This is a genomic window from Belnapia moabensis DSM 16746, from assembly GCF_000745835.1.
Taxonomy (GTDB): domain Bacteria; phylum Pseudomonadota; class Alphaproteobacteria; order Acetobacterales; family Acetobacteraceae; genus Belnapia; species Belnapia moabensis.
On the sequence record NZ_JQKB01000001.1, the window covers coordinates 192,169 to 215,609 of the forward strand.

The window sequence follows — 23,441 nt, forward strand, 5'->3', positions numbered from 1 at the left end:
TCACAGCAACCCGCCAGTCAGCAGGCTGTCCGCCGCCGCCCGCGCCGCATCCGTCACCCGCTCGCCGGCCAGCATCCGCGCGATCTCCTCGCGCCTCTCGCGCTTGTCGAGCGGCTCCACCACCGTCGTCGCCCGCTCGCCCTTCACCTGCTTCGCCACACGCAACTGTTGCGCCCCACGCGCCGCCACCTGCGGGCTATGCGTCACCACCAGCACCTGCAACCGCTCGGCCACGCGCTCCAGCCGCTCGCCGACCGCGGCCGCCGTCGCGCCGCCGATGCCCGCATCCACCTCGTCGAAGATCAGCGTCGGCACCGGCGAGCCGCGTGCCAGCACCACCTTCAGCGCCAGCATCAACCGCGACAGCTCGCCGCCCGATGCAATCTTCTGCAAATGCCCCGGCGTCTGGCCGGGATTGGTCGAGACGAGGAAGGTGACGCGGTCCATCCCGTCCGCCGCCCAACCGTTCTCCTCCCGCGCCGCAACCTCGACGAAGAAGCGCGCCCGGTCGAGCTTCAGCGGCGGCAGCTCCTTGGCGAGCGCCCGCTCCAGCCGCCCCGCCGCCTCGCGCCGCGCAGAGGACAAAGCCTCGCCCGCCGCCAGATAGGCCCGCCGCGCCTCGCCCGCCGCCTGCTCCAGCCGCGCCACCTGCCCGCTTCCCGCATCCAGTGCGCCAAGGCGCTCCTTCAGCGAGACCAGCAGCCCCGGCAGCTCGACCACGGCGACGCCATGCTTCCGCGCCGCCGCCCGCAGGCCGAACAGCCGGTCCTCCAACACTTCGAGCCGGCGCGGATCGGGCCCGTCCTCGAGCATCAGCCGTTGCAGCAGGGTTTCCGCCTCGGCGAGCGAGTCCTGCGCGGCGCCGAGCAGGGCGACAATAGCCTGGGCTTCCTCATTGGGCGGCGGCAGCCGCTCCAGCGCGCGCGCCGCATTGCGCAGCGCCTCCGCCGGCCCGCCGCGCCGCCGGTCCTTCGGCTGCAACTCGGCCAGGGCATTGGCGATGCTCTCACCTCGGCGCTCGCCCTGCTGGAGGCGCTGCCGCTCCTGCGACAGCTCTTCCTCCTCGCCCTCCACCGGGGCGAGGTCCGAGAGCTCCTGCACCGCGTGGCGAAGGAATTCCTCATCCCGCTGGGCTGCGGCGATCGCCTCCCGTGCCGCGGCGAGGCTGCGCTCGGCCTCCCGCCAGGACCGCCAGGCCGCACTCACGGTATTCCGCCTGCCCTCAAGCCCGCCGAAGGCATCGAGCAGCCCGGCATGGGTCGCCGGATCGGCCAGCCCCACTTGGTCGTGCTGGCCCTGCACCTCGACCAGCGTGGCGGCCAGCCGCCGCAGCAGCCCGACCGAGACCGGTTGCCCGTTGACGAAGGCCCGGCTCCGCCCATCCGCCTGCACGGTGCGGCGAAGCACCAGCGTCTCCTCCGCCTCCATATCCTGCTCGGCGAGGATGGCATGGGCCGGATGCCCCTCGGGCGGCATGAAGCCGGCGGCGACCGAGCATTGCTGCTGACCGGCTCGCACCATCCCCGCCTCCGCCCGCTGTCCGCAGGCAAGGCCGAGGCTGTCGAGCAGGATCGACTTGCCGGCGCCCGTCTCGCCGGTCAGCACCGTCAGCCCGCCCCCGAAGGAGAGGTCGAGCCGTTCGATCAGCACCACATCGCGGATCGCCAGGGAGGCGAGCATGAGCTGGCTAGAAAATCCAGTTCCAGGCCCGGCGCGCGAAGCCAGGCCGGTCGCCCGGAGCGGGCCGCGCGCCATCGACCAGAAGCGCGTAGCTGTCCTGGTACCAGGGGCTGCCGGGGAAGTTGTGGCCGAGCACCGCCGCCGTCTTCTTCGCCTCGTCTACCAGGCCGAGGGTGAGGTAGATCTCCGTCAGCCGGTGCAAGGCCTCGGGGACGTGGTTGGTGGTCTGGTAATCCTCGACCACCTTCCTGAAGCGCCCGATCGCGGCGCCATAGAGCTTCTGCCGCTGGTAGAAGCGGCCGATATTCATCTCCTTGCCCGCCAGGTGGTCGCGGCCGAGATCGAGCTTGAGCCGCGCATCCCGCGCATAGGCGCTGTCGGGGAAGCGGTTCACCACATCCTGCAGCGCCGCCATGGCCTGTTCCGTGGTGCGCTGGTCGCGGTCCGCCTCGGCGATCTGCTCGTAGTAGCAGAGCGCGCGCAGGTAATAGGCGTAGGCGATGTCGCGATGCGCCGGATGCAGCTGGATGAAGCGGTCCAGCGCGCCGATGGCTTCGGTGTAGCGGTTGCGCATGTACTCGCCATAGGCGGACATGATCTTCGCATTGGTCGCCCAGGCCGAGAGCGGATGGTCGCGCTCAACCTGATCGAACAGGTCGACCGCCAGCTGGTAGCGCCGCGCCTGCAATGCCTCGATGCCGGCCGCATAGAGTCCCTCAGGCGAGCGGTCGATCACGTTGTTGGCCCGTGCGGCCGTCTGGCGCTCGGTGTCGAGGGTCGATTGCTTGCCGTCCCAGTTGCCGCCGAAGAGCGAGCAGCCCGGCAGCGCTGCGAGGGCAAGCCAGAGGGAGAGCAAGGGGGAAAGGCGTCGGATCATCACGGACCGGTCGAAGGGGAGGGCCCGGCTTATAGCACGCCGCCGCCCGGGTCCACAGTGTGCGCCAAGAGGACCCGGTGGCAGGTTCAGGCCACCGCCATCGCCGGCTGACGGGCAGTGGCATACTCGGCCGCCGGCAGCGCCTGCGGCAGGGTGAAGGAGGGCACTGCGCGCCAGTTGGCCCGATCGGCGAAGAGCGCCCGCAACAACCGATTGTTCAGTGCATGGCCGGAGCGATGCCCGCTGAACCGCCCGTGGATCGGCGCGCCGGCCAGCGCCAAGTCGCCCACCACATCGAGCAGCTTGTGCCGTACGAACTCGTCCGCCTGGCGCAGCCCGCCCGGGTTGAGCACCAGGGGCCCATCGACCACCACCGCATTGGCGAGGCTGCCGCCCTGGGCGAGGCCGGCGGCGCGCAGCCGGGCTACATCCTCCGCCAGGGTGAAGGTCCGCGCCTCGGCCAGCTCCGCCCGGAACTCGCGCGGCGAGATGCTCGCCTCGAGCGACTGGCGCCCAATCGCCGTGCCCGGGAAATCGATGGTGAGCGACGCCTCCAGCCGGTCGCCGCCGGTCGGCTCCAGCATGGCCCAGGCGGCGTCCGGGCCCTCGCCCTCCTGCACCCGCACCGGCCGCAGCACCTCGATCGCCTCCGGCAGGCCGAGCCCGGCCTGGGCGACGAGCCCGGTGCAATCGATCAGGAAGACGAAAGGCGCCGCCGAGCCGTCGAGGATCGGCACTTCCGGCCCGTCCAGCTCGACGATCGCGTCATTGACGCCGCAGCCGGCCAGCGCCGCCATCACATGCTCGACCGTGCCGACCCGCACCTCCGGCGCCTCGGCGGAGCCGAGGGCGGTGCAAAGCCGCGTGTCGACCACATGGTCGTACAAGGCGGGGATCTCGACCCCAAGATCGGTGCGGCGGAAGCGGATGCCGGCCCCGGCCTCGGCTGGGCGCAGGGTCAGGCTCACGCGCTTGCCGCTGTGCAGGCCGATGCCGACGCAGCCGATAGCGGCCTTCAGCGTCCGGCGGCGACCTGTCTCAAGCGGGAAGTATCCGTCCATGCCTACCCCTGTTTGAAACCTGGAGCCTATGGAGAAAGCATCCAGGATGTCGTTGAGGCGTTTGCCCAGGACAATAGGTGGCACTGCCTCCTGGCTTGCGCGAGTCAAGCCTTATTACTTCATATTACGATATAACCAATTAATATTAAATGATTTTTGCGGCGCACATTGCAAGCGCAAGCCGTGATGAGCGCGGATGCAAAACGGGCCGCCCCGGTGAGGGCGGCCCGTTCCAGGCGACAGAATTCGGTGCGAAATCAGTTCGACTGACGACGCAGGAAGGTCGGGATCTCGAAATCCACCTGTCCCTGCGGCGCCTCGGCCGGGCGCTGCGCCACCGGCTGGTCGAGCCGCGGGGCGACCGGCGCCGGGGTCGGCTCGGTCAGCGTCCGCCGCATGCCATTCTGCGCCGCGCCGGTGACGAGACCGAACAGGCCACGGAAGCCGCCTGCCGCCGGCCGGCTCGGAACGGCCGGCGCCTGCGCCGCGGCCGGGGGCACGGCAACCGGAGCCGTCACCGGTGCCACGGCAACGACCGGCTCTTCCTCGGCTTGGCCCATCACTTGAAGGTTCGGCGACGGCATGGCCTGCACCGGAGCTGCGGCGACAGGCGCTGCCGCGACTGCGGTCCGCAGCGCGCCGCCACGCGCCGGCATCACCCGCGGCGCGCCGATCGGCCCAGCATTCGGCGCCATGCCGGAGGTCGTAGCCGGCCTGCCTGGGCGTCCACCCGGGAGCATGGTCAGCCCCGCCGCCTGCGGTGCGGCTGCGGCAACCGGCGCTGCCTGCACGGCGACCGGAGCCGCCACCTGCGCCTGCTGTGCATCGATGCCCGTGGCGACGACCGAGACGCGCAGCCGCCCGTTCAGGTCCTCTTCCACCGAGGTGCCGAAGATGATCTGCGCATCCTCGTCCACTTCCTTGCGGATGCGGTTGGCGGCCTCGTCGACCTCGAAAAGAGTCATGTCGTAGCCACCGGTGATGTTGATCAGCACGCCGCGCGCGCCGCGCAGCGATGCATCGTCCAGCAGTGGGTTGCTGATGGCGCGCTCAGCGGCCTTCACCGCGCGGTCATCGCCATCGGCCTCGCCGGTGCCCATCACCGCCTTGCCCATCTCCGCCATGACGGTGCGGATATCGGCGAAGTCGAGGTTCACCAGGCCCGGCTTGATCATCAGGTCGGTCACGCCGCGCACGCCGTCGTAGAGCACCTCATCCGCCAGCTTGAAGGCCTCGGCGAAGGTGGTGCGCTCCGTCGCCATCCGGAACAGGTTCTGGTTGGGGATGATGATCAGCGTGTCGACGAAATTCTGCAGCTCCTCGATGCCCGATTCGGAGGCCCGCTTGCGCTTCGGACCCTCGAAGTCGAAAGGCTTCGTCACCACGCCCACCGTCAGCACGCCCCGCTCGCGCGCCATGCGGGCGATGACCGGCGCCGCGCCCGTGCCAGTGCCGCCGCCCATGCCCGCGGTGATGAACACCATGTGGCAACCGTCGAGATGCCGTGCCAGCTCCTCCGTCGCTTCCTCGGCGGCGGCGCGGCCGATCTCCGGCTTCGCGCCCGCGCCGAGCCCCTGCGTCAGATGCGGGCCAAGCTGCACCCGCTTCTCCGCCTTCGAATGCACGAGCGACTGCGCATCCGTGTTGGCGACGACGAACTCGACCCCTTCGAGGCCCATGGCGATCATGTTGTTGACCGCATTCGTCCCGCCGCCACCGACGCCGATGACGGTGATGCGCGGGGTGAAATCGGTGTGCTGGATGACGGGCAGGGTCAGGTTGAGGGTCATGCGGGGATCTCCTCGCGGCAACGTAAACGAGAGGGACGCTTCATGCACCGGGACTTCAGCGCGCCGCCGCGATTTGCCCCGGTTATCCACAAAAGAATTTTAATCGACGGGCTCATGCGAGATCGCGCAGCCAGTTGACGAATCGACGGAATCTGCTTGCAGGACGTTCGAGCCCCGGCATCAGTTCCAGCAGCGGCCGCCCTTCGCCCGCGCCCCAGGCGAGCAGCCCGAGCGGCGCGGCGAATGCCGGCCCCGTCGCCGTCTCCGGCAGGCCGCGCACCGGGTGCGGCCGGCCGAGCCGCACCTGCCGCTCCAGCACGCGCGCGGCGAGTTCGCGCACGCCAACGAGCTGGCTCGCGCCGCCGGTCAGCACCACGCGCCGCCCCATCTCCTGGCTGAGCCCGGCCGCCTCCATCCGGTCCTTCACCAGCTCAAAGGTCTCCTCAAGCCGCGGCCGGATGATGCCGATGATCATGGCACGCGGGATGCGGGCGATCTGGTCCTCCTCCTCGCCCACCTGCGGCACGGGAAGCCATTCGCGCTCATCGTCCGGCGCCCCGAGCACGCCGCCATGCAGCGTCTTCAGACGCTCTGCATGAGCGATCGGCGTGGACAGCCCACGCGCCAGGTCATTGGTGACGTTCCAGCCGCCCACCGGGATCTGCGAGGTATGCAGCAGATGCCCCTCGGCAAAGACCGAGATGCTCGTCGTCCCGCCGCCCATGTCGATGACCGTGGCGCCGAGCTGCTTCTCATCCTCCACCAGCGTGGCGAGGCCGGCGGCAAACGGTGCCGAGACCAGCTCCTCGACCACGAGGTCGCAACGCAAAAGCGTCGCGCCCAGATTGAGCAGCGAGGCCTGCGCCGCGTCGACCATGTGGAGCTTCGCCGCCACCGTCTCGCAGATCATCCCGCGCGGGTCCTCGGCGCCCGGCGTCGCATCCACGGTGAAGCCGAGCGGGAAGGCATGCACCGTCTCCCGCCCATCCTCCGCGCTGCGCCGCCGCCCTTCGCCCATGATGGCGCGGAGGTCGGCCTCGGTGATCGCCCGCCCGCCGATCGGCCATTGGATGTTCTGCTGCCGCGATTCCGGCTGGCCACAGGAGAGGTTGACGATCGCGCCCTTCAGCTGGGTATCCGCCATCTCCTCCGCCTGGCCGACCGCGGCGCGAATCGCACGCTCGGCCTCTTCCAGGTCGACGATGTTGCCGCCCTTGATTCCCCGCGCCCGCTGCCAGCCGAAGCCGAGCGCCCGCGGTTCGCCGTCGTTCTCGATTCGCGCGATGACGCAGACAATCTTGGTCGAGCCGATATCGAGCACGCCGAAGATGCCATTGCGCGCGCCGCGCCGGCGCCGCCCCTGCACCGGCAGCCCCTCATGATGGCCGAGGCGCACGAGCTGGTTCATCCGCGCCCACTCCTCACCCGCTGGACGGTCGGCTCCGGCGCCGGCGCCGCCTGCGAGGGCAGCCGCAGCACCAGCTTGTCCGGCAGGCGCAGGTCGATCGAGGCCAGCGGCCGGTCAAGCAGCCCCTGCTTCTGATGCAGCTCGGCAAGCCGCGCCAGCGCCGCCGCCTCCTGCCCGTCCGGCAGCAGCACGTCGACGTTGTTGCGCAAGCGCAGGTTCCACCGCCGCTCCGCAACGCGCACCAGCGCATGGGTGCGGTCCTGCACCTCCGGCACGGTCTTCAGCAGCGCGACCATCGGCCCCGCTACCCGGTTGGCGCCGGTGCCGACGATCAGAGGCAGGCGGCCGAAGGCGCCGACATTCTCGTTCGACACCACCTCGCCCTTCTCGTCGATGACGGAGAAGCGCCCGTCCCGCTGCCAGATGGCGAAGGGCTGCCGCTCGGTGATCCGCACCCGGATGGTGCCGTTCAGGTGCCGCTCGACATGCGCCTGCTCGACCCAGGCAATCAGCTCCAGCCGCTCCTTCGCCACCTGCGGGTCGAAGGCAAGGATCGGGTCGCCGCGCCGAATGTTGAGCGCCTCCAGCACCAGATCGGGCGGCGTGTTGCGGCTGCCCTCGAGCGTCACCTCCTGCACGGTGAGGCCGACACTGCCTGCGATCTCCGCCGCCCCATCCCAAAGAGCGGTGATCCGCCCGTAGGGATCGGCCGCCATCGTCGCCAGCGCCGCGGCGACCAGCACCCCGCCGGCGCCGAGCGCGAGCCCCGCCGGCCGCAGCAGCCCGCGCCGCCGCCGCAGCCAGAGCCGCAACCGGCTGGGGCGGGAGGGCGTCGCCTCCGCCTTGCTGCGCCGCACCGGCGCCTTGCCACGGGTTCGCGTCGTGTCAAGCGCCATGGCTGGCCTGCTCCACCATCCAGGCGCAAAGCGCGGGGAAATCCATGCCGGCATAGGCTGCCTGCTCCGGCAGCAGCGAGGTCGGCGTCAGCCCGGGTTGCGTGTTCACCTCGAGCAGCACCAGCCGCCCCGGCTCCCCCGCCGTGTCGTCATAACGGAAATCCGCCCGCGTCGCCCCACGGCAACCAAGTGCGCGATGCGCGGCCAGCGCCACCTCCATCGCCTGCTCGCGGATGGTTGGATGCACCGCCGCCGGCACCACATGCCGCGACCCGCCCTCGGCATATTTCGAGGAATAATCGTAGAACTCGCCCGCATCCGCGATGATGTCGGTGACCACCAGCGCCCTGTCCCCCAGCACACCAACGGTCAGCTCACGCCCGGGGATGAACTCCTCCGCCAGCACCGTCCTGCCGAAGCGCCAGCTCCGCGCGATCTCCGCCCGCCGGTTGTCGCCCTTGCGCAGGATATGCACCCCGACCGAGGAACCCTCATTCACCGGCTTGACGACGTAAGGGCGGGGCAGGGGATCCTCCGCCTCCAGCTCCTCCGGCTCCAGCAGCCGATGCGCCGGCACCGGCAGGCCGGCGGCGCGGAACACCGCCTTCGCCGCCACCTTGTCCATCGCCAGCGCCGAGGCGCGCAGCCCCGAATGCGTATAGGGGATGCCCATCCAGTCCAGCACGCCCTGGATGCAGCCATCCTCGCCGAACCGCCCATGCAGCGCGTTGAAGACGACATCCGGCTTCGCCGCGCGCAAGGCCGCGATGGTCGCGGTGAGATCGGCGCCGACATCGATCGGCGTCACATCGAACCCCGCCTCGCGCAGCGCCGCCACGCATTGCTCGCCGGAAGCGAGGCTCACCTCGCGCTCCGCCGAAATCCCGCCGTGCAGGACCGCCACATGGGTCATGCCGCAACTCCGATTCGCTTGATCTCCCAGTCGAGGGAGATGCCGCTGTGGTCGAGCACCCGGGCGCGGACCTCTTCGCCGAGCGCTTCCAGCTCCGCCGCCGTGGCATTGCCGGTATTGAGCAGGAAATTGCAGTGCTTCTCCGAGACCTGCGCGCCACCACGCGCTAGCCCCCGGCACCCCGCCGCATCGATCAACGCCCAGGCCTTGTGCCCGGGCGGATTCTTGAAGGTCGAGCCGCCGGTCCGCGCCCGCACTGGCTGCGCCGCCTCCCGCGCCGAGCGGATTTCCGCCATGCGCGGCGCCGCATCCCCCGGCCGTGCACGGAACCTCGCCCGCACGACGACGCCGCCTTCCGGCAGCACAGCATGCCGATAGGAGAGCCGCAGCGCCTCCGCATTAAGCCTGACGATGCCGCCGGGCGTTGCCACTTCCGCCCAGTCCAGCACGTCTTTCACTTCACTGCCGTAGGCGCCCGCATTCATCGCCACAGCGCCGCCGATGCTCCCCGGAATCCCGCAGAGGAATTCGAGACCGCTCAGCCCCGCCACCGCCGCATGCTCCGCCACCGTGACATCCAGCGCGGCAGCCCCCGCGACGACGCCATCCTGTTCCGTGACGACTTCACCGAAAGCCCCGCCCAGCCGCAGCACGACCCCCGGCAGCCCGCCATCGCGGATGATGAGGTTCGACGCCGCCCCGAGCACCGTCACCGACATCCCCGGCGTCACGCCGGCGAGCAGCGCAACCAGGTCCTCCGCATCCGCCGGCCGCACCAGCCACTCCGCCACCCCGCCGACACGGAACCAGGTGAGCGGCGCCAGCGCCACCCCCGCCCGGACCCGCCCACGGATGAGCGGCGCGGCATGCTGCATGTTCCTGGCGCTCATGCCCGCCTCAGCGGCGTCGCGCGGAAGCCGGGTTGCAAGGCCGCCAGCTGCTCCGGCAGCGCATGCGCCCAGGCGGTGATGTTCCCCGCCCCGAGGCAGACGACGTAATCACCCGGCTTGGCGATGGCATGGATCATCTCGGCGAGGCTCTCCGGCCCCGGCAGCGCCACGACGCTCCGATGCCCATGGGAGCGCAGCCCCTCGACCAGCCCATCCTTGTCCATGCCCGGAATCGGCTGCTCGCCCGCGGCATAGACATCGGCGACGATCACCGTCCCCGCATCATTCATGCACTTCGAGAATTCCTCGAAGAGCGTGGCGAGGCGGCTGTAGCGATGCGGCTGCACCACCGCGATGACATCCCTGGCGCCGGCCTGCCGCGCAGCCTTCAGCACCGCCGCGATCTCGACCGGATGATGCCCGTAATCGTCGATGACGGTAATGCCACCTGCCTCGCCGACCCGGGTGAAGCGCCGCTTCACCCCCTTGAAGCCCGCGAGCGCGCTGCGGATCGTCGCCTCGTCGATCTCCATCTCGACGCCGACGGCAATGGCCGCCAACGCATTCTGCACGTTGTGCTGCCCGAGCATCGGCAGGCGGAAGGGCTTCATTGTCCGGCTGCGCTTCGTCGCCCGGTCCTGCACGACAACCTCGAAGGTCGCGCCCATCCGGTCGGTGATGACCCGCTCCGCCCGCACATCCGCCTGCGGCGAGAAGCCGTAGGTGACGATCCGCCGGTCGAGCTTCGGGATCATCGCCTGCACCTCGGGATGATCGAGGCACAGCACCGCAAACCCGTAGAAGGGGATGTTCGAGACGAATTGCGCGAAGCCGTCCTTCATCGCCTCCGCCGTCCCCCAATGGTCCAGATGCTCCGGATCCATGTTGGTGACGATAGCAACGACGGAAGGCAGGCGAAGGAAGCTGCCATCGCTCTCATCCGCCTCGACCACCATCCACTCGCCTTCGCCGAGACGGGTATTGGTGCCATAGGCATTGACGATGCCGCCATTGATGACGGTCGGGTCGATCTTCGCCGCCTCCAGCACGCAGGCAACGAGGCTCGTCGTCGTCGTCTTGCCATGCGTCCCGCCGACCGCGACCGACCATTTGAGCCGCATCAGCTCCGCCAGCATCTCCGCCCGCCGCACCACGGGGATGAGCGCCGCCCGCGCCGCCTGCACCTCCGGGTTATCCTTCTTCACGGCGGTCGAGACGACGACGACCTGCGCCCCGCCCAGATTTTCCGCCGAATGCCCAATGGCGACGGGGATGCCCGCCTCGCGCAGCCGCGCCGTGTTGTAGCCCTCGGCGATGTCGCTGCCCTGCACCTGGTAACCCAGGTTGTGCAGCACCTCGGCGATGCCGGACATACCGATGCCGCCGATGCCGACGAAGTGGATGGGACCGATGGTCAGGGGCAGCGCACGCATCAACGGGTTTCCTGGGCGGCACGCGCCCTGACGAGCGAAAGGACAAGATCGGCCAGCCGCTTCGCCGCATCCGGCTGCGCCAGCAGGGCAGCGGAGGCGGCGGCGCGCTTCAGCCCGGCGAGGTCGCCGAACTGGGCGGCGAGCTGCGCCGAGAGCGCCGCCGGGGTGAACTCCCCCTGCGGCATGACGATGGCCGCGCCGGCCTCGGCGATGGCCCGCGCATTGGCCTTCTGGTGGTCGTCGATCGCATGCGGCAGCGGCACGAGGATGGAAGGCCGTCCCGCGCAGGCCAGCTCCGCCACGGTCCCCGCGCCGGCGCGGGCGACGACGAGATGCGCCATGGCCAGCCGCCCGGCGACATCGGGGAAGAAGGGCGAGAGCTCCGCCGGCACGTTCGCCGCGCCATAGGCCTCGCGCACCCGGTTGAGATCCTCCGCCCGGCACTGCTGCGCGACGACGAGCCGCCCACGCAGCCCCTCCGGCAGCGCAGCCACCGCCGCCGGCACCACATCCGCGAAGATGCGCGCCCCGAGCGAGCCGCCGAGCACCAGCAGCCGCAACGCCCCATCCGTCCCCGGATAGCCGCGCCCTGCCAGCTCGGCGAGCGCCGGCCGCACCGGATTGCCGACCACATGCACCGGCGCCCCATCGGGCACCCGCCCCGTCGCCGCATAGGACAGCGCCAGCGCATCCGCCCGCCGGCTCAACAGCCGGTTGGCTCGGCCGAGGATGGCATTCTGCTCATGCAGCACCGTCACCGGCCGGGCGCTGACCATGGTGAGCGCCGCGAGCAGCGGCGGCACGCTCGGGTAACCGCCGAAGCCGACCACCGCCGAAGCCCCGAGCTGCCGCACCAGCCGCCGCGCCTGCATCGTCCCCGCCGCCAGCGCCACCGCGCCCCGCGCCGCGCTCACAGCCCCGCGCCCCGACAGCCCCGAACCCTTCAGCACGAAGCGCTCCGCATTGGCGAAGGCCGCGCTCTCGAAGGCCGCCGAGCGCGCATCCGTCATCAGCGCGATCCGCTCGCCGCGCGCCAGCAGCTCCGCCGCCAGCGCCTCGGCGGGAAACAGATGGCCGCCAGTCCCGCCCGCCGCGATGATGATCGGATGCACCGCGGGCCCTCTCATTCGACCACGTCCATGCGGGAAGTCCGCTTCCGCGTCAGCGCCAGCAGCATCCCCATGCCCAGCGCGATGGCGAGCACCGAGGACCCGCCATAGGAGACGAAAGGCAGCGTCATCCCCTTGGTCGGGATCAGATGCAGCGACGACGCCATGTTGACGAAGGCCTGGAGCCCGAACTGCGCCAGCAACCCCGTCGCCGCCAGGATGACGAACAGCTCCGCCTCGCCCAGCAACCGGATCAGCCCGCGCACCACGACGAAGGCGAAAAGCGCCAGGATCACCAGGCAGACGATGAAGCCGAATTCCTCCCCCGCCACGGCGAAGACGAAGTCGGCATGCGCGTCCGGCAGCGCGTTCTTCACGCGCCCCTCGCCGGGCCCCCGCCCGAACAACCCGCCGTTGCCGAAGGCCTCCATCGCCTTGGTGATCTGGAAGGTGTCGCCAGAGGACGGGTCGAGGAAGCGATCGACGCGGCTGCGGACGTGGTCCAGCGTGAAATAGGCACCGATGGCGAGCGCCACGCCGCCCACCCCGAGCGCGCCGACGAAGGCGAGGTTCAGCCCGGCAACGAAGAACTGCGCCAGGAACATGCAGACGACGACCATCAGCATGCCGAAATCCGGCTGCGACTTCAGCACGATGGTGACCACGCCCAGCAGCCCGAAGGCCGCCGCCGGCCAGAGCCATTGCGGATGCAGCAGCGCCAGCCCGCGCTCCCCCGCCGCGATCCGCCGCGCCGCCGCCGCCTTGCCCTCGGCCAGCATCCAGGCGACGACCACCGCGAAGCAGGGCTTGAGGAATTCGGAGGGCTGCATCGTTCCCATGAGCGGCAGGGCCAGCCAGCGCCGCGCCCCCTTGGTCTCAAAGCCGATGACCAACGTCGCCGCCGTCAGCGCCAGCGCCCCGAGGCAGCCAAGGATCGCCAGGTGCTTGATGTTCCGCGGCGTCAGCAGCGAGACCATCACCATCAGCGCCGCAGCCATGATGAGGAACACCACCTGCTTGGCAAACAGCAGCTCGCGCGACCCGCTGCCGATGACGCGCTCCGCAACCGCCGGGCTCGCCGCCAGCATCATGACGTAGCCGAAGCCGATCAGGATCAGCAGCGCCGCCAGGGTCCAGCGATCGACCGTCCACCACCAGCGGCCGAGGACGGAATTGTCGGAGCGCGAAATGGCCATCAGGCGGCCCTCCCTTCGGCCAGCGCGGCGACGAGCGCACGGAACCGCTCCCCCCGCTGCTCGAAACCGGTGAACTGATCCCAGCTGGCGCAGGCCGGCGACAGCAGCACGACCGGCGCCGCACCGGCCGCGGCACTCGCCGCCGCCTCGGCGACAGCCATATCCAGCGTGCCGACCACGCGATGCTTCACACCATGCGCCGCCAAGGTCGCCGCCAGCACCGGCGCATCCCGCCCGATCAGCAGCGCCTCGGCAACGCGTGTAAAGAAGGGCACGAGGCTTTCGATCCCTCCCTCCTTCGCCGTCCCGCCCGCGATCCAGACGACGCGCTCATAGCTGGCGAGTGCCCGCGCCGTGCTATCCGCATTCGTCCCCTTGCTGTCGTTGACGAAGGCGACGCCCCGCCATTTGCCGACCCGCTCCTGCCGGTGCGGCAGCCCCGGATAGCTCCCGAGCCCCGCCGCCACCTCGCCACGCGTCAGCCCGAGATCGAGCGCACAGGCCGCCGCCGCCGCCGCATTCTGCGCATTGTGGCTGCCGGGCAGGGCAGGGGCCTCGCCAAGATCGAGGATCGCCCCGCTATCGTCGCGCAGCACCCGCCCCTCGGCCCAGACGCCGCCCGCCTGCCGCGCCTCGCCGGAGATCGGGCAGAAACGTCCCGCCAGCCGCCCGCGCAAACCGGCGCTCCAGCCATCATCCATGCCGAGCACCGCGAGATCCTCGCGCTCCTGCCGCGCGAAGACCTGCGCCTTCGCGTCCAGATAGCCGGCCATGTCGCCATGCCGGTCGAGATGGTCTGGCGAGAGGTTCAACATAACGCCCTGGTTGAAGCGCACGCTCTGGATTCGCTCCAACATGTATGACGACATCTCGAGTGCGTATACGTCATCCCTTCCCAAGATATTGAGGGAAAGCGCCGCCGGCCCAAGATTTCCACCCGCCGCCGCCTCGCGCCCCGCCGCGCGCAACAGGTGGTGCAGCAGCGCCGTCGTCGTCGATTTCCCGTTCGTCCCGGTGATGCCGACGAATCGCGCCGTCGACCCTGCCGCGCGGACAGCGCGATAGAGGTAATCGACATCGCACAGCACCGGCCGCCCGGCAGCCAATGCTGCGGCGGCGGCCGGATGCACCCGCGGCAGCCGGTGCGGGATGCCCGGCGAGAGCAGCAGCGCATCCCAGCGGAACACCCCTTGCGACGGATCCTCGACCGCGAGCCCGGCTGCGCTCGCCGCGACGCGCCCATCCTCCTTGTCGTCCCAGCAGGTGACCTCCGCCCCCCATTCGGCGAGCCGCCGCGCCGCCGGAAGCCCGGCCTTGCCGAGCCCCACCAGGGCAATGCGTTCTCCGGCGAAGGGGGTGAAGCTGCTCATCGGATCTTCAGCGTCGACAGGCCGACCAGCGCGAGCACCATGGCGATGATCCAGAAGCGGATCACGATGGTGGCCTCGGCCCAGCCCTTCTTCTCGAAATGATGGTGCAGCGGCGCCATCAGGAAGACGCGCCGCCCGGTCCGCTTGTACCAGAAGACCTGGATGATGACGCTGACAGTCTCGACGACGAAAAGACCGCCGACGATCGCCAGCACGATCTCATGCTTGGTGGCGACGGCGACCGCGCCGAGCGCCCCGCCCAGCGCCAGCGACCCCGTATCCCCCATGAAGACGGCGGCTGGCGGCGCGTTGAACCAGAGGAAGCCAAGCCCCGCCCCGATCAGCGCCGCGCAGAACACCGCCAGCTCGCCCGCACCCGGCACCGAATGCAGCTGCAGATACTCGGAGAAGACCCGGTTGCCGACGAGATAGGCGATCAGCGTGAACACCGCTGCCGCGATCATCGCCGGCACGATGGCGAGCCCATCGAGCCCGTCCGTCAGGTTGACGGCATTCGACGCCCCCATCAGCACCAGCATCCCGACCAGCGGGAAGAGGAATCCGAAAGGCAGCAGCGTCTCCTTGAACACCGGGAATGCGAGCCCCGTCGCCACCGCCGGCGGCAGCAGCAGCACGATCCAGATCGCCCCCGCCAGCCCGACCACCGCCTGCCAGACCAGCTTGCCCCGCGCCGAGACGCCCTTGGTGTTCCGCTTCGTCACCTTCAGCCAGTCATCGGCGAAGCCAAGCCCGCCATAGCCGACGGTAACGAACAGCGCCGCCCAGACCAGCCCGTTGCGCAGGTCGGCCCAGAGCAGCGTGGCGAGCACCAGGGCGAGCAGGATCAGCACGCCCCCCATGGTCGGCGTGCCCTTCTTAGTGACGAGGTGGCTCGCCGGCCCATCGACGCGGATCGGCTGCCCGCCGCGCTGGAAGCCGCGCAGCCAGGTGATCACCGTCGGTCCGAGGGCGAGCGACAGCACCAGGGCGGTCAGGCAGGCCGCCCCCGCCCGGAAGGTGGTGTAGCGGATCAGGTTGAAGAGGGGGAAATCCTCCGCATAGGGCGCGAAGAGATTGAAGATCACCGCGCGTTCCCCCTGATCGCCGCGAGCACCCTGCCCATCAGCGTCGCCTTGCTTCCCTTGACCAGCACCGCATCCCCATCCCGCAGCGCCGCCGCGACCAGCGGCGCCAGCTCAGCCGAAGTCTCCGTCACCGCCAGCACCAGGCCCGGCGGCAACGCCGCGGCCAGATGCGGCATGTCCTTGCCGCAGAGGAAGACCGCATCCGCCGCCTCCCGCACATGCGGCGCCAGCGCGGCATGTTCCGCCGCGCTGAAGTCGCCGAGCTCACCCATCTGCCCGAGCACTGCGACACGCCGCCGCGCCGGCAGCAGCCGCAGCACCGCGAGTGCCGCCCGCACCGAGGGCGGCTGCCCGTTGAAGGCCTCATCGAGCAGCGTGGCCTTGCCGCCATCCGCGGTAGCGACCTGCTCCAACGCCCCACGCCCCTGCATCACCCGATACTCGCCGAGCCGGGGCGCCAGCGCCGCCGCATCGCAGCCGAGCGCCCGCACCGCGGCCAACGCACCGATCGCATTCCGCACCAGATGCGCCCCCGGCGCCCCGAGCCGGAAGGCGACCCGCTGCCCGCCAATGGCCGCCACGACGTCGCTTCCCCCGGCATCGGCGCGCACCTCCAGCGCCTCCACCTCGCCGCCCGCGCCGAAGGTCATGACGCGATGCCCGGCGCCCACCGCCTCGCGCAGCACCGGCAGAATCGCATCCTCCGCCGGCAGCACGGCGACGCCGCCCGGCTCGAGTCCAAGGGCGATGCTGCCCTTCTCCCGCGCGATCGCCTCGAGGCTGCCGAGATGCCCGATATGCGCCGCGCCCACATTCGTCACCATCGCCACATGCGGCCGGGCGAGGCGGGTGAGGGGGGCGATCTCGCCCGGATTGTTCATCCCGATCTCGATGACGGCGAATCTGTTCCCAGCCGGCATGCGCGCCAGCGTCAGCGGGACGCCCCAATGGTTGTTGTAGGAGGCGACCGCCGCATGCGTCTCGCCCGCGCCTGCGAGCAGCAGCCGCAGCATCTCCTTGGTCCCGGTTTTGCCGACGCTTCCCGTCACGGCGACGACCCGCGCCGCACAGCGCGCGCGCCCCGCCGCTCCCAACGCCGTCAGCCCCGCCAGCGTATCCCGCACGCGCAGCAGCGGCGCCCCGGCCGCCACGCCCGGTGGATCGCGGTCGACCATCGCCGCCGCCGCCCCGCGCGCCAGCGCATCGGCGACGAAATCATGCCCGTCCCGCACGTCGCGCAGCGCGACGAACAGCTCGCCCGGCGCCACGCTCCGGCTGTCGATGGAAACCCCGGTGACGGCAAACTCGCCGTCGAGGCTTCCCTCCGTCGCCGTCCGCAGCTCGGCACCCGTCCAAAGGCTCATGCCGCGAGCTCCCGCACCACCTCGGCATCGTCGAAGGGTGTCGTCACCCCGCCGATCGTTTGCCCGCTCTCATGTCCCTTGCCCGCGACAGCCAGCACATCCCCCGGCCCGAGATCGCCGAGCGCCCGCGCGATCGCCCCGCGCCGCTCCCCCGCATCGATCCCGTCTGCGCAGCCCGCCAGCACCGCCGCACGGATCGCCGCCGGGTCCTCGCTGCGCGGATTGTCATCTGTCACCCAACACACGTCCGCCCCGCGCGCCGCCGCCGCGCCCATCAACGGCCGCTTGCCCGGGTCGCGGTCGCCGCCCGCACCGAAGACGACATGCAGCCGCCCGCCCGCCGCCACATGCGGCCGCAGTGCCCCGAGCAGCCGCTCCAGCGCATCCGGCGTATGCGCATAGTCGACATAGACCGCGGCGCCGTTCGCCAGCCGCGCCGCCAGCTCCATCCGCCCGCGCACCCCGGCGAGCCGCGGCAGCAGCGTCATCGCCCGGCCCGGCTCGATCCCGGTGGCGACGGCCAGCGCCAGCGCCATCAGCACGTTGTCGGCCTGGAACCGCCCCGGCAGCGGCAGATGCACCGCGTGCCGCTGGCCGAAGGCCTCGATCTCCAACGCCTGCCCGTCCGGCAGCGGATGATGCGCCAGCAGCCGCACTGCCTCGCCCGTCTCGCCCACCGTCAGCAGTTCCAGCCCCCGCCGCGCGGCCACGCCCCGCAGCGCATCGAGCGTCTCCCGCTCCATCTCGGCGGAAGCCACCGCCACCGCCCCCGGCTCCAGCAGCGTGTCGAACAGCCGGAGCTTCGCCGCCCGGTAGGCCTCCATCGTCCGGTGATAGTCGAGATGGTCCCGCGTCAGGTTGGTGAAGCCCGCCGCCGACAGCCGTACCCCATCCAGCCGCCTCTGTTCGATGCCATGCGAGGAGCCCTCGATCGCCGCATGCCCGATCCCGGCCTGGGCGAGTGCCGCGAATTGCCCGTGCAGCGCCACCGGATCGGGCGTCGTCAGGCTCGCCCCGCCGGGGAAGCCCGGCGCGATCAGCCCGAGCGTGCCGAGCGACGCCGCCCGCCGCCCCGCCAGCGTCCAGAGCTGGCGCAGGAAATCGACGGTGCTCGTCTTGCCATTGGTCCCCGTCACCGCAACGACGGTGGCCGGCTGCGCCCCAGCCAGGGCCGCCGCCATCAGCGCCAGGCTCCGCCTCGGATCTTCGGCGCCGATCACTGGCACCCCTGCCTCGACGACCGTACCTACCGGCACCAGCACCGCGACGGCACCCTTCGCCACCGCATCGGCGACGAAGGCCCGCCCATCCTGCCGCGCACCCGGCAGGGCAACGAAGAGCATGCCGGGCGCCACCGCCCGGCTATCCGTGGTGACGCCGCCGATCAGCCGCCCGGCCGCATCGCCCGCCGCATCCGACGGCAGACCGCCGGCCCGGAGGAGGTCACCGAGGCGCAAGGCCGGCCTCACGCGGAGAGGCCGGTCCGAGCGCGAAGCGGAGCAGGCCGGACGGCGGCTCCGCCTCGGTGCGGCGCAGCGCGGGGGCAGGGGGCACCAGGCTCGGTGCCGGCGCGATGCCGGTGGTGGGCGCTGTCGGCGGCGCCGCAGCCGGCGTCCCGCGCGGGGCCGGTGCCGCGGCGACGGGCGGCGTGGCCCGCGGCGGCCGCCCCGGCTGCATGGGGATCGCCAGCGTTTGCTGGATTTGCGGCACGCGCTCGCCCGTCTCCGGCACCAGGCCGAGAATCGGCGCGACGCGGCGGATCACCGCACCCGCGGCCGGCGCCGCCACCCAGCCCGCCGTCGCATAGCCATGGCTATGCGCATTCGGCTTCGGCTCGTCCACCATCACATAGATCGCGTAGCGCGGCGCATTCAGCGGGAAGGCGCCGACGAAGGCGGCGATGCGCTTGTCCTGGATATAGCCGCCGCGCGGCCCGACCTTCTGCGCCGTGCCTGTCTTGCCGCCGACGAAGTAGCCCGGGACATCGGCCCCCTTGCCCGAGCCGTCGGTGACGACGAGGCGCATCAACCGCCGCATCGTCTCCGAGGTCCGCTCGGAGATGACGCGCGTGCCCTCGCGCTGCGAATCCGGCGCCTGCGCCACCAGCGTCGGCGGCCGCAGGATGCCGCCATTCGCCAGCGCCGCGATGCTGTTGACGACGTGCAGCGGCGTGACCGAGATGCCATGGCCGAAGGCGACGGTCATCGTGTTGATGTCGCGCCAGCCATTCGCCGTGGGGGCCAGCGGCCGCGCCACTTCCGGCAGCTCGACGCCGAGCCGCTGGAGCATCCCCATCCGCCCCATGAACTCGCGGTGCCGCGCCGGCCCCACCGCGACCGCCATATGCGCCGCGCCGAGGTTGGAGGAATAGGCCATCACCTCCGGCAGGCTGAGGACGCGGTTCTTGCCCTTGTAGTCGCTGATGGTGAAGCGCCCGTAGCGGATCGGCCGGCTGGCGTCGTAGCTGCTCCACACCTGCGCGGTGCCGAGGTCGAGCGCCATCGCCGCGGTCAGCAGCTTAAAGGTCGATCCCGGCTCGTAGAGGCCGACCGTCGCCCGGTTGAAGTGTGGGTCTTGGTCCTGGCTGACGACGGCCGGCGCCGGCGGCCGCGCCACCGCCTGGCGGACCATCGGCTGCGCCGCCGCCTGTCCCGTCGCCTGGCCCGGCTGCCCGCGCCGCTGCAGGCCGCCGGGGTCGGAGGCGTCGTAATCCGGCAGGCTGACCATCGCCAGCACCTCGGCGGTGTTGACGTCCATCAGCACGCCGGCGCCGCCGATGCCGTTGTAGTCGGAGATCGCCTTCTGCACCGCCTCGCGCAGCGCCACCTGCACCCGCACATCGACCGAAAGCCGCAGCGGCCCGCGCTCCGTCCTGAGCCGCTCGTCGAAGCTGCGCTCCACGCCCGCGATGCCGCGCCCGTCGACATCCACCTGCCCGAGCACATGCGCCGCCGCCGAGCCTTGCGGATAGAAGCGCCGCTCCGCCGGGCGGAAATGGAAGCCGGCGATGCCGAGGTCGTTGATCGCCTGCTGCTGCCGCGGCGGCAGGTTGCGGGCGATATAGGCGAACTCCACAGGCCGCTCAGTCCCCGGCACCATGCGCGGGCTGATCCGCGCGACGAGCCGCTCGCGGTCGAGCCCGGGCAGCACGGTCAGCAGCTTCTCCGCCGCCTCCACCGGATCGTTGATCTCCTGCGGATTCGCATAGAGCTCCGTCACCTGCAGCGAGACGGCCAGCACCTCGCCGTTGCGGTCGGTGATGGCGGCGCGGCCGCTGCTCGACTCGCCGGTCGGCATCCGCACCGCAGCGCGCGGCTTCGGCGTCAGCGGATCGATCAGCGTGGCGAAGGCGAGCTTCAGCGTCACCGCGCCGAACAGCACGGCGAATCCGCCGGCCGCGATGACGAGCCGCCCGCGCGTCTTCTCCATCTGCGCCCGCCGCGCCAGCTCCGGCGCCGCGATGCGCACCAGCGCCCGCGAGGGCGAGGCGGCGAGGCTCGCCCCCCTCGGCCTGCCGGCCGGCGCCTGGTCCGGCGAGGGCGGCAGCCGCAGCTCGTCCTGCGGTCCGTTCACCGGCCCATCCCCCCGTTGAAGGTCGCGGCGGAGGCGCTGCCGAAGGGCACCGGCGGCGGCAGCATCGGCTGCCCGCCAAGGCCGAGCGCCGAGCCGCCGCCAGCCGCCGGATAGGCAGGGGCCTGGTAGGCAGGCGCGGCCGCCCGCGCCGGCGCCACGGCCGGTTGCACCGGCGCCACCCGTGGCGCGGCGGTGGCCGCCACCTGCGTGGCCACCGGCGCCCGTGCCGGTGCCGCGACCGGCGGCAGCGCAGCGATCTCGGCCGGCCGTGCCACCGGCTTCGGCGCCGGCCGCGGCGGCAGCGTCACCCGCGCCAGCTCAAGCTGCGCCGGCCGCACCGGCTCTGCGAGGCGCGGCGTCTCCACCGTGCGCGCCTCGGCCGGCCGCGGCAGCGTCGCCCGCGCCAGGTCGACCAGCGCCGGGCGCGGCGCCGCCTCCACCGGCTTCGCCACAGGCAGGGCGAGCCGCACCAGCGGCGGCGGCGCCACCGGCTCCGGCGGCGGCAAAGGCAGGGCGGCCAGATCGATCTCCGGCATCGCCGCCGGCGTGGCCAACGGTGCCAGCGCAACAACCGGCGCAGCCACGGGCGCCGCCACCGGCGCGGCCCTGACCACGGGCGCCGTCACCGCCACCTGCACCACCGGCTCCGCCACCACGCGCGGCAGCAGGGCGAGCGCCGTGCTCCCCGCCGGCATCGCCGGCTCGCGCGGCGCGAAGAGCGCGACCGGCCCCTCATAGGCCGCGACCGCCGGCAGCCGCCGCTCCGCCTCGCTGGCGCGGACGAATTGCGCCGGCTGCATCGCCTCCAGCTCCGGCAGGTGCCGCTGCGCCACCGCGCGCAGCCGCTCCGGCTCGTTCAGCCAGGCCCACTCCGCCTGCAGGGTCTGCGTCCGCGCCTCCGCCTCCTCGACCTTGCGGGCGATGGAGCGCAGCTCGCGGTCCATCACCGCGGCCTCGTGCTTGGTGCTGTAGACATGCATCCCGGCGCCGAGGAAGGCGACAAGGCAGAGCGAGGTGAAGGGGCGGAAGATCATGCGGCGTCCCGGGATGCGGCGGGGTGGTCGAGGGGCAGGCGTTCGATCGCGCGCAGCCGGGCAGACCGGGCGCGGGGATTGGCGTTGGTCTCCGCCGTGCCGGGGCGCAGCGCGCGCGGCGTCAGCAGGCGGAATTCGGCCGGCGCGGCGCGGCCCATGAGCGAGGACGGATCATGCCGCGAGGCGCCGGCTTGGCGCCCGGCGGCGCCGGCCATGAAGCGCTTCACCAGCCGGTCCTCGAGCGAGTGGAAGGCGACGACGACGAGCCGCCCGCCCGGCGCCAGCAGCGCGGCGGCGGCGGCCAGTCCCCGCTCGACCTCGCCCAGCTCGTCATTCACCGCGAGGCGCAGCGCCTGGAAGCTGCGCGTCGCGCCGTCGATGCCCGACGGGTCGCGGGGGATGCAGCCGCGCACCAGCTCAGCGAGCCGCGCCGTGGTGGTGATCGGCGCCTCGCGCCGTGCCGCGACGATCACGCGCGCGATCCGCCGCGAGTACCGCTCTTCGCCCAATTGATAGAGCACGTCGGCCAGCTCCGACTCGTCCAGCGTGTTGACGAGGTCCGCAGCGGACTTCCCGTGTTTCGACATCCGCATGTCAAGCGGTCCGTCGCCGCGGAAGGAGAATCCGCGTTCGCTGTCGTCGAGCTGGAAGGAGGAGACGCCGAGGTCGAGCACCACGCCGTCGAGTCGCGTCACGTCGCGCGCCTCGAGCAGCGCCAGCATCTCGCCGAACCGCCCCTCGAGCAGGTGCAGCCGCCCGGCATGCCGCGTCGCCAGCGCCGCGCCGCGCGCAATCGCCTCCGGGTCGCGGTCGATGGCGAAGAGGGTACAGCGCGCCGCCTCCAGGATCGCCCCGGCATAGCCGCCGCCGCCGAAGGTGCCGTCGCAATAGATGGCGCCGTCACGCGGCGCGAGCTGCTCCAGTACCTCGGACAGCATTACTGGGACATGACCGGAGGCGCTCATACGTCGCCCCCCTCGTCCTCGGCATCGAGTCGCGCCTCTTCCTCGGCGAAGGCCGTGGCGTTCCAGATCTCGAAATAGGCGCCGCGCCCGCTGAACTGCAGATCGCTCTCGAAGCCCGCATGCTCGGCGAGCTCCTTCGGCATCACCACGCGGCCGTCCGGGTCGAGGGTCAGGGTATGGATCTTGCCGACCAGCTTGCGCATCACCGACTGGTATTCCGCGGAGAGCTTGCTGAGCCCGGCGACGCGGCTCTCCACCTCGGCCATGTAATCCGCCTTCGGCCAGACTTCGATGCAGCGATTGTGGCGGGACCGGCGGAGGATGATCTCCATAGGGCCGGGGCCGGTGAGCTGGCTGCGGAAGAGGGACGGCACGGAAATGCGCCCCTTCTTCGCGTCGTACCCCCCACCCACGGTGCCTATGAACTCGGACATCGCCCAGCGACCGCCCCCCAGTGACCGCTTGTTGACCTGCCCTGGGGGAGATGCTTTCGAGGACCGCTCCGGCCTCGGGGATCAGCGGCCGGCGGGGCCCCCCGACCCCGCCGGCTCGCCCGACCATCCCGCTTTGGATCCCTCGCCCCCCCGAGCTTTGGACCCATCGTCGGGATGACTTGGGATAGCACGGGATTTCGTGGGACCACAAGCACGAATACCGTTTCGACCCACTAAATGCGCCCGACAAATTGCGGGATTCCTAAGGCCTTAGGCGCCGGCATCGCCACCGCATGAGAAATCATCTGCGAACGAAAGCAATATGTTATACTTACCCGGTTTGTTCTTTCCCCGCACCGGTCG

19 protein-coding genes are annotated in these 23,441 nt (G+C 71.3%); all 19 read right to left on the bottom strand.

Annotated elements, in window-relative coordinates:
- The 19 genes from recN to EP26_RS00995 all read right to left on the bottom strand — a co-directional run bounded on the left by recN (position 1) and on the right by EP26_RS00995 (position 23,078).
- Complete coding sequence (recN, locus tag EP26_RS00905) at positions 1-1,680, bottom strand: DNA repair protein RecN (RefSeq protein ID WP_043334590.1); 1,680 nt, start codon at positions 1,678-1,680, stop codon at positions 1-3.
- A gap of 7 nt (positions 1,681-1,687) precedes the next feature.
- The gene (locus tag EP26_RS00910; RefSeq protein ID WP_043334593.1) at positions 1,688-2,557 is read right to left on the bottom strand and encodes an outer membrane protein assembly factor BamD; all 870 of its coding nucleotides are present in this window, start codon (positions 2,555-2,557) and stop codon (positions 1,688-1,690) included.
- A gap of 86 nt (positions 2,558-2,643) precedes the next feature.
- Positions 2,644-3,618: a UDP-3-O-acyl-N-acetylglucosamine deacetylase gene (lpxC, locus tag EP26_RS00915; RefSeq protein WP_084112240.1), complete on the bottom strand. Its 975-nt coding sequence runs from the start codon at positions 3,616-3,618 to the stop codon at positions 2,644-2,646.
- 257 nt (positions 3,619-3,875) lie between these two features.
- Positions 3,876-5,408 (bottom strand): cell division protein FtsZ, encoded by a 1,533-nt coding sequence (gene ftsZ, locus EP26_RS00920; RefSeq protein WP_043334596.1) that lies wholly within the window; start codon positions 5,406-5,408, stop codon positions 3,876-3,878.
- A gap of 112 nt (positions 5,409-5,520) precedes the next feature.
- Positions 5,521-6,816, bottom strand: coding sequence for a cell division protein FtsA (ftsA, locus tag EP26_RS00925; RefSeq protein ID WP_043334598.1), 1,296 nt, complete (start codon positions 6,814-6,816; stop codon positions 5,521-5,523).
- Entirely contained in the window at positions 6,813-7,712 is a 900-nt protein-coding gene (locus EP26_RS00930; RefSeq protein ID WP_084112241.1) for a cell division protein FtsQ/DivIB, read from the bottom strand. The genes ftsA and EP26_RS00930 overlap by 4 nt, the downstream gene beginning before the upstream one ends.
- A complete protein-coding gene (locus tag EP26_RS00935) occupies positions 7,702-8,625 on the bottom strand; it encodes a D-alanine--D-alanine ligase (protein WP_043334601.1) in 924 nt (307 codons plus the stop codon). Before EP26_RS00935 ends, EP26_RS00930 begins: the two co-directional genes overlap by 11 nt.
- Positions 8,622-9,515 (bottom strand): UDP-N-acetylmuramate dehydrogenase, encoded by an 894-nt coding sequence (murB, locus tag EP26_RS00940; RefSeq protein ID WP_043334602.1) that lies wholly within the window; start codon positions 9,513-9,515, stop codon positions 8,622-8,624. The genes EP26_RS00935 and murB overlap by 4 nt, the downstream gene beginning before the upstream one ends.
- Positions 9,512-10,948, bottom strand: coding sequence for a UDP-N-acetylmuramate--L-alanine ligase (gene murC, locus EP26_RS00945; protein ID WP_043334604.1), 1,437 nt, complete (start codon positions 10,946-10,948; stop codon positions 9,512-9,514). The genes murB and murC overlap by 4 nt, the downstream gene beginning before the upstream one ends.
- Positions 10,948-12,075 carry a UDP-N-acetylglucosamine--N-acetylmuramyl-(pentapeptide) pyrophosphoryl-undecaprenol N-acetylglucosamine transferase gene (locus EP26_RS00950; RefSeq protein ID WP_043334607.1) on the bottom strand — a complete coding sequence of 376 codons (1,128 nt, stop codon included), beginning with the start codon at positions 12,073-12,075 and terminating at the stop codon, positions 10,948-10,950. Before EP26_RS00950 ends, murC begins: the two co-directional genes overlap by 1 nt.
- The gene (locus EP26_RS00955; RefSeq protein ID WP_157033363.1) at positions 12,072-13,256 is read right to left on the bottom strand and encodes an FtsW/RodA/SpoVE family cell cycle protein; all 1,185 of its coding nucleotides are present in this window, start codon (positions 13,254-13,256) and stop codon (positions 12,072-12,074) included. Before EP26_RS00955 ends, EP26_RS00950 begins: the two co-directional genes overlap by 4 nt.
- Entirely contained in the window at positions 13,253-14,623 is a 1,371-nt protein-coding gene (gene murD / locus EP26_RS00960) for a UDP-N-acetylmuramoyl-L-alanine--D-glutamate ligase (protein WP_043334612.1), read from the bottom strand. The genes EP26_RS00955 and murD overlap by 4 nt, the downstream gene beginning before the upstream one ends.
- A complete protein-coding gene (mraY, locus tag EP26_RS00965; protein ID WP_043334616.1) occupies positions 14,620-15,708 on the bottom strand; it encodes a phospho-N-acetylmuramoyl-pentapeptide-transferase in 1,089 nt (362 codons plus the stop codon). The genes murD and mraY overlap by 4 nt, the downstream gene beginning before the upstream one ends.
- On the bottom strand, positions 15,705-17,072 hold the full coding sequence (locus EP26_RS00970; RefSeq protein ID WP_043334618.1) for a UDP-N-acetylmuramoyl-tripeptide--D-alanyl-D-alanine ligase: 1,368 nt from the start codon (positions 17,070-17,072) through the stop codon (positions 15,705-15,707). The genes mraY and EP26_RS00970 overlap by 4 nt, the downstream gene beginning before the upstream one ends.
- Positions 17,069-18,529, bottom strand: coding sequence for a UDP-N-acetylmuramoyl-L-alanyl-D-glutamate--2,6-diaminopimelate ligase (locus EP26_RS00975; protein ID WP_043334619.1), 1,461 nt, complete (start codon positions 18,527-18,529; stop codon positions 17,069-17,071). The genes EP26_RS00970 and EP26_RS00975 overlap by 4 nt, the downstream gene beginning before the upstream one ends.
- Positions 18,516-20,645, bottom strand: a complete 2,130-nt coding sequence (locus EP26_RS00980; protein WP_052388639.1) for a peptidoglycan D,D-transpeptidase FtsI family protein — start codon at positions 20,643-20,645, stop codon at positions 18,516-18,518. Before EP26_RS00980 ends, EP26_RS00975 begins: the two co-directional genes overlap by 14 nt.
- Positions 20,642-21,679, bottom strand: coding sequence for a cell division protein FtsL (gene ftsL, locus EP26_RS31565; protein WP_052388640.1), 1,038 nt, complete (start codon positions 21,677-21,679; stop codon positions 20,642-20,644). Before ftsL ends, EP26_RS00980 begins: the two co-directional genes overlap by 4 nt.
- Positions 21,676-22,644, bottom strand: a complete 969-nt coding sequence (rsmH, locus tag EP26_RS00990; protein WP_043334622.1) for a 16S rRNA (cytosine(1402)-N(4))-methyltransferase RsmH — start codon at positions 22,642-22,644, stop codon at positions 21,676-21,678. The genes ftsL and rsmH overlap by 4 nt, the downstream gene beginning before the upstream one ends.
- Positions 22,641-23,078 carry a division/cell wall cluster transcriptional repressor MraZ gene (locus EP26_RS00995; protein ID WP_052388641.1) on the bottom strand — a complete coding sequence of 146 codons (438 nt, stop codon included), beginning with the start codon at positions 23,076-23,078 and terminating at the stop codon, positions 22,641-22,643. Before EP26_RS00995 ends, rsmH begins: the two co-directional genes overlap by 4 nt.
- Positions 23,079-23,441 lie beyond the last annotated feature (363 nt).

Bases quoted from the DNA above. Each gene is read 5' to 3' on its own strand.
- recN (WP_043334590.1), bottom strand. From the start codon at position 1,680: ATGCTCGCCTCCCTGGCGATCCGCGATGTGGTGCTGATCGAACGGCTC.
- ftsL (WP_052388640.1), bottom strand. From the start codon at position 21,679: ATGATCTTCCGCCCCTTCACCTCGCTCTGCCTTGTCGCCTTCCTCGGC.
- EP26_RS00930 (WP_084112241.1), bottom strand. From the start codon at position 7,712: ATGGCGCTTGACACGACGCGAACCCGTGGCAAGGCGCCGGTGCGGCGC.
- EP26_RS00950 (WP_043334607.1), bottom strand. From the start codon at position 12,075: ATGAGAGGGCCCGCGGTGCATCCGATCATCATCGCGGCGGGCGGGACT.
- EP26_RS00935 (WP_043334601.1), bottom strand. From the start codon at position 8,625: ATGACCCATGTGGCGGTCCTGCACGGCGGGATTTCGGCGGAGCGCGAG.
- ftsA (WP_043334598.1), bottom strand. From the start codon at position 6,816: ATGAACCAGCTCGTGCGCCTCGGCCATCATGAGGGGCTGCCGGTGCAG.
- rsmH (WP_043334622.1), bottom strand. From the start codon at position 22,644: ATGAGCGCCTCCGGTCATGTCCCAGTAATGCTGTCCGAGGTACTGGAG.
- murC (WP_043334604.1), bottom strand. From the start codon at position 10,948: ATGCGTGCGCTGCCCCTGACCATCGGTCCCATCCACTTCGTCGGCATC.
- lpxC (WP_084112240.1), bottom strand. From the start codon at position 3,618: ATGGACGGATACTTCCCGCTTGAGACAGGTCGCCGCCGGACGCTGAAG.
- EP26_RS00910 (WP_043334593.1), bottom strand. From the start codon at position 2,557: ATGATCCGACGCCTTTCCCCCTTGCTCTCCCTCTGGCTTGCCCTCGCA.
- ftsZ (WP_043334596.1), bottom strand. From the start codon at position 5,408: ATGACCCTCAACCTGACCCTGCCCGTCATCCAGCACACCGATTTCACC.
- EP26_RS00970 (WP_043334618.1), bottom strand. From the start codon at position 17,072: ATGAGCCTTTGGACGGGTGCCGAGCTGCGGACGGCGACGGAGGGAAGC.
- murB (WP_043334602.1), bottom strand. From the start codon at position 9,515: ATGAGCGCCAGGAACATGCAGCATGCCGCGCCGCTCATCCGTGGGCGG.
- murD (WP_043334612.1), bottom strand. From the start codon at position 14,623: ATGAGCAGCTTCACCCCCTTCGCCGGAGAACGCATTGCCCTGGTGGGG.
- EP26_RS00995 (WP_052388641.1), bottom strand. From the start codon at position 23,078: ATGTCCGAGTTCATAGGCACCGTGGGTGGGGGGTACGACGCGAAGAAG.